This is a genomic window from Mesorhizobium sp. M0293 (assembly GCF_040321735.1).
Lineage (GTDB): Bacteria > Pseudomonadota > Alphaproteobacteria > Rhizobiales > Rhizobiaceae > Mesorhizobium.
This window is the reverse complement of the sequence record NZ_JAMYSA010000230.1, coordinates 1-3,678: the sequence shown is the minus strand read 5'-3', so window position 1 is coordinate 3,678 and position 3,678 is coordinate 1. Positions and strand designations below refer to the sequence as shown.

The 3,678-nt window shown below is 59.1% G+C and carries 4 protein-coding genes; 3 read left to right on the top strand and 1 reads right to left on the bottom strand.

The window, feature by feature from the left end; all coding sequences use genetic code 11:
- From NKJ06_RS34840 to NKJ06_RS34830, 3 genes are all read left to right on the top strand, one after another.
- A partial coding sequence (locus NKJ06_RS34840; RefSeq protein WP_352812459.1) for an oligopeptide/dipeptide ABC transporter ATP-binding protein occupies nucleotides 1-190 on the top strand: 190 nt, incomplete at its 5' end.
- Nucleotides 191-361: 171 nt separating this feature from the next.
- Nucleotides 362-1,516: a serine hydrolase domain-containing protein gene (locus NKJ06_RS34835; RefSeq protein ID WP_352812457.1), complete on the top strand. Its 1,155-nt coding sequence runs from the start codon at nucleotides 362-364 to the stop codon at nucleotides 1,514-1,516.
- Nucleotides 1,517-1,601: 85 nt separating this feature from the next.
- On the top strand, nucleotides 1,602-2,573 hold the full coding sequence (locus tag NKJ06_RS34830) for a polysaccharide deacetylase family protein (protein ID WP_352812455.1): 972 nt from the start codon (nucleotides 1,602-1,604) through the stop codon (nucleotides 2,571-2,573).
- Nucleotides 2,574-3,275: 702 nt separating this feature from the next.
- Here the strand turns inward: NKJ06_RS34830 and NKJ06_RS34825 are convergent.
- Nucleotides 3,276-3,678, bottom strand: a 403-nt coding sequence (locus NKJ06_RS34825; RefSeq protein WP_352812452.1) for a CocE/NonD family hydrolase C-terminal non-catalytic domain-containing protein, incomplete at its 5' end; no start/stop codon positions are given.

The following is a 3,678-nucleotide window of genomic DNA, read 5'->3' as shown; positions in this document are numbered from 1 at the left end:
CCAGTCCCCACCGCTCGACGGCGAGGTCCCAAGCCCTCTCAACCGCCTTCCCGGCTGCGCCTTCGCACCACGTTGCCGTTGGGCGGCGGACGAGTGTCGCTCATCGGAGCCTGCGCTTTGCGAAGAAGAGCCAGGACGGCGGGTTTACGCATGTTTCCGTCCATTAGCGCCCCAAACGACGTCCAAATAAGGAGAAGCGAGGTTGTACTGGAGGTAAGGTCCGCGCGTGCGTCGATCAAACCGCGAAGAGTTCTGTTCTCGACTGGATGTAGGGCAGGGCTAAACGGCATCGACGACTACGTTGTGAGTGGCTGACGGTGGAAAGCCGACGCTCTGTTTCCTGAGTTATAGGAATCCCAATTTGAAAGGCCCGCGCCGCATGAAGCTCCCCTCAATCGCCAATCCCGACCTCGTTCCCTTGTTCGACAACCAACCGCGCTGGAACCTGCCCGACTACCGCCGCCGCGGCTTCCATAACCTCCACACCACGATGCGCTATGGCATGTCGCTGCGCGCCCCCCGCGTCCTGCCGCTCAGGAAGCAGATCGACTGGATCATCGGCGACCGGCCCGACGTCGCACGCTTCCTTGCCATGCCGCATTTCTCGGCCTTCATTGTGGTACGCGGCGAGCGCATCCTCTACGAGCGCTATGCGCCGGACTTTGGGCCCGACAGGCCGCATCCCATCATGTCTATCACGAAGACGACGCTCAACTTGATGCTCGGCCGCGCGGTGGCCGACGGCCTCGTCAATCTTGACGAGCGAGTAAGCACTTATCTGCCGGAGATCGGTACGGGCTACGCCGAGGCGACCGTCAAGGCGGTCGCCGACATGAACGTCGCCAACGACATCTCAGAGGACTACAGCGACGCCCAAGCGACAGTCTACAACATGGAGGCCGCCAGCGGCTCGCGCCTGCCGCCGGAAGGCCAGAAGGAGGAAACGATCCGCGCCTACCTCTGCGGCGTCACGGGCGGCGACCTGGCAAATCGCACCGGGTACGCGCTTTACAAGTCGAGTAACACTGAAGTGCTCGGCTGGATTATCGAGCGCGCCAGCGGCCGGGCGTTGCGCGACTGGCTGATCGAGATCGTCGAGGCGGCCGGTATCGAAGGCTGCTATCATACGGCCTGCGACTGCGAGGGCGTGCCGGTGTTCGGCGCCTGCCTCTCAGCTCGAGATCTCGCGCGCTACGGACTGCTCTTTGCGCACAAGGGGGAAGGTATCGACGGCCGCCGCGTCGGCGATGCCGCTTTTATTGAAGAAACACGTGGGAATCCCGGCCCGCCCATGCCGAAACCACGTGACTGGTTCCGGTACAGCAATCAAATGGCGACCGACGGCACCTGGCTCGGCCATGGCGGCTACGGTGGCCAGTACATGCTCGCAAATCCTGACACCGGCATCGTCGTTATCTACTTCAGCGTGCTCGAGAACACGGGCGACGCCGACCCCGATCCCAACTTCCAAGGTCCTCTGGTGAAGATGATGGCCGAGCTCGCTGCGGAAGTTTGAGCGGGTATTGGCCGAACTATCATCTCTCGGACCTGCGCAACAATCCGCCTGCGGCCGTTGATCTATCATCCAGGCGTCACTCTCGATGGATATCGCGAACAGTCCACAGCTCGAAAAGGACAAACCAATGGGTAAACTTAACCTGCCGCACGGCAAAAAGATTGCCGTAAATTTAGGTGTCGATTTCGATGCTCAGGCACTGTGGCTGGGCGGCTTCAACCGCCCCACCCCGTCCTCCATGTCCCGCGGTGAATTTTGCGCCGCCGTCGGCGTGCCGCGAATTCTGGACCTTTTTAAGCGGGCAGGCATCAAATCCACGTTTTTCACCCCCGCCCATACCATCGACACTTTCCCAGAAATCAGCAGGCGGATCTGCGACGAAGGCCATGAGATCGGACACCATGGCTACTATCATGAGAATCCGACCTTGATTTCCCGAGAGACGGAGAAGCGCTTAATGGATCTTGCATTCAAGACTTACAAAAGCGTGCTTAGCCTTCGGCCGGTCGGCTATCGTTCTCCATATTGGGACTATAGTGACAGCACGCTCGATCTGATCGAGGAAGCGGGTTTCAAGTACGACAGCAGCTTGATGGCGCGGGATCTCGTTCCTTACCATCCGCAGCGCTGGCAGGTACGTTGGGAAAAGGGCAACGTGGCCGGTGCAGCCAGCAAGGTACTAGAGATTCCCGTAAGCTGGTATTTGGACGATTTCCCCCCATTGGCTTACACTGGCGCTAACGAAACTATGGGCGATACAGAAACCGTTCTCCGCCGGTGGAAGGACATATTCGGTTACTGCTATTATAACCAGCCCAACGGCATCTATGTAATGGCACTCCACCCGCAGATCATCGGCCAGCCACATCACATGATCATGCTGGAGCGTCTCATCGAATACTTCAAGACACATGAGGGCGTTTGGTTCGCGACCTGCCAGGAGATCGCCGGGTGCTGGCAGGACGACGACGAAGACCGTCGCCTGATGGTACTGCCCGATGCCCGCGGAGTAGAGCCAACGCCTGCTGATTATAACTGGCCCAGACGAGACGCGTAATTTCACGCTTTTTTGCCGAGGGTTTCACAGCACTACTGCGACCACTGCAAGCCCTCGTCCCAGCGACGAGACCTCGCAACAAGTGGCGCCTAATAACAGCGCAGCCCAAGTCGTTGCAACGTGCGGACTACGCACCAACGTCATATCTCGATCACGCAGTTAGCAGGCTAATGTTCTGCACCCGGCTGTCATCAGCCGGTTCGGTCCGATCACTTCGAACTCCGCCTGGTGACGGCGAATTGCATTGATTAGATGCGGGATGAGCATCTTTCGACGGGGTGACTCTCTTCATTGATGGGAACGAAGCGCATAGTCGGCGTGCTCCTCACGGCGGCATCACGCTTGTTGTTCTTGAGGTAAGGAAGCCGCACGTATTGCCCGGACCAAGCAGATGTCGTGCCCCACGCTCCGTAGCGGCCGACCCCAGACATTCGTTCCCGGGCAAGCATCCCCGGAAGGGTTCGTCCATGCTATCATGGCCGCTGGAGCTTCTACGATTTGGCCGCAGCCAGCCCCGCGCAAACTGAGAACGAGGTCCTGCGGCCAATCAGGGGGCGCGCCGCGCCCTGCGCCATAAGACCTAGGCCCGTCGTCACCGAGTTCGAGCTCAAGCCGTGATCGCGCGAGAAGCCCGGCCGATCGCGAGAATGCACTATTATTCCGTGCAACTCAGCCACCGACCCTAATCGGTGTGAGCTGAAGCTACAGAATCGGCACCCCTCCGGGCACAAACTCAGTTTGCTGTCGAGAAGGCTGGCCTCGCAACGCGAGGGGGTGAGGCGCGGACGCTTGGGCTACTGCCCCCGGTATGATGGGGAGCAGGATTTTCGAAGGGTACTTCTTCGAGTGATAGACTCTGTTGACGGAGGGGCCGCCGACAGGGATGCTGCTGTAAAAATTGTGCGGATATCGATTGGGAGCCGATGTCTGGTCCAGAATTGAATTAGGAGCGCCGATGGTCAGTTCGAGGCGGTGCCCTTGCCGGACAACGTGTGCAATCGGGTTCAGCAACGACATCCTTATCTCGTAGATTTCACCCGGTATGAGCTTTTCACTTTTGCGAAAAGAATGAACCACCTCGTCAGCATATGTCCGCGCTTCATCG